This is a genomic window from Streptomyces sp. W16 (assembly GCF_033194735.1).
Classification (GTDB): Bacteria; Actinomycetota; Actinomycetes; order Streptomycetales; family Streptomycetaceae; genus Streptomyces.
Genome location: NZ_JAWOAI010001037.1, coordinates 1 through 1,545 on the forward strand (window position 1 = coordinate 1; position 1,545 = coordinate 1,545).

Annotated in this window: 2 protein-coding genes and 1 pseudogene; all 3 read left to right on the plus strand. The window is 72.2% G+C overall.

The genetic code is table 11. The annotated features are described in order from the left end of the window. The first annotated feature begins 91 nt into the window (after positions 1-91). Entirely contained in the window at positions 92-457 is a 366-nt protein-coding gene (locus R6V09_RS52820) for an FtsX-like permease family protein (RefSeq protein WP_317888508.1), read from the plus strand. A 31-nt stretch (positions 458-488) separates the two neighbouring features. Beyond that, entirely contained in the window at positions 489-1,205 is a 717-nt protein-coding gene (locus R6V09_RS52825; protein WP_317888507.1) for a Clp protease N-terminal domain-containing protein, read from the plus strand. A 20-nt stretch (positions 1,206-1,225) separates the two neighbouring features. Beyond that, positions 1,226-1,545: pseudogene (locus R6V09_RS52830) on the plus strand (bifunctional 3'-5' exonuclease/DNA polymerase); the annotation flags it as partial.

Consider the following 1,545-nt stretch of genomic DNA (forward strand, 5'->3'; position numbering starts at 1 on the left):
GCGGAGTGCGGGGGCGTGGCTGGCGGAGGCGTATCCGCGGGCGGGAATCCGGGGCGGGGGCGGGGTCCGGACGTGGCTCGGGCTGTTCCTGGTGCTGGGCATCTCCCTTATATACGCGGGGATTTCACTCGCCACGACACTGCTGATGGCGACGTCCGCACGAGGGGCCGAACTACGGACACTGAGGCTCACGGGAGCAACTCGCGGGCAGATCCTCACCGTTGTGGCGGGCGAGGCGCTGGTGGCCGTGGGGGTGGGGGCCGGGCTCGGGGTGGGGGTGAGCGCGGTCAACCTGGCCGGACTGGCCGGGGCGTTGGGGGCGTTGGGGGCGCCTGTGGGGGTGGGGGTGCCTTGGGGAGTGGTGGGGGTGTGCGTGGGGGCGTGTGCCGTGATCGGGGTGATCGCGGCGGCAGTCGGCGGGATGGTCGCACCCCACTCGATGTCAACCCGGGGTTGACGCCGACATGCTGTCAACCTACGGTTGACACATGACGACCAATCCGAACGTCACCTCCTCCGTACGTCTCGACGACCTCATCGCGGCCATCAAGAAGGTCCACCCCGCCCCGCTCGACCAGCTCCAGGACGCGGTCATCGCCGCCGACCACCTGGGCGACGTGGCCGACCACCTGATCGGCCACTTCGTGGACCAGGCCCGGCGCTCGGGCGCCTCCTGGACGGACATCGGCAGGAGCATGGGCGTCACCCGGCAGGCGGCGCAGAAGCGGTTCGTGGCCAAGGACTCGGCGGACCTCGACCTGAGCCAGGGGTTCAGCCGGTACACCCCGCGCGCCCGCAACGTGGTGATGGCCGCCCACAACGAGGCCGTCGCCGCCCGCAACCCCGAGGGCCGCCCCGAGCACCTCGTCCTCGGACTGCTCGCCGAACCGGACGCCGTCGCGGGCAAGGCGATCACCACACAGGGGGTCCTCCTGGACGCCGTACGCCAGGCGGCCACCGCGGCGCTCCCGCCGGCCGCCGAGGAGGTCCCGGACCTCGTCCCCTACGGCCCCGACGCCAAGAAGGTCCTGGAACTCACCTTCCGCGAGGCCCTGCGCCTGGGCCACAACTACATCGGCACCGAACACATCCTGCTCGCCCTGCTGGAACACGAGAACGGCGAGGGCGTCCTCAACGGCCTCGGCATCGACAAGCCCACGTCCGAACAGCACATCGCCGAGATGCTGAACCGGCTCCAGGGCTGAACCGGCAGGTCACGGGGGCGTTGTCAGTACCGCCTGCCACACTCGCCGATATGACCGACCGCTGGGCGCTCGCCCCGGCCGAGGGTGGTGGTGTGGAGGTCGCCGCCCTCGGTTCCGACGGGGTGCCCGGGGCCGTGCAACGGGAGCCGGACCTCGTCGAGGCCGTACGGGGACGGCCGGAGGTCACACGGTGGGTGTGGCGGTCCACCGCCGAGGTGTATCCGGCGCTGCTCGCCGCGGGGGTGCGGGTGGAGCGGTGCTACGACGTGGAGGACGCCGAGACCCTGCTGCTCGGGCACGAGGGGCGGCACGGCGAGCCGCGGTCGGCCGCCGCCGCGCT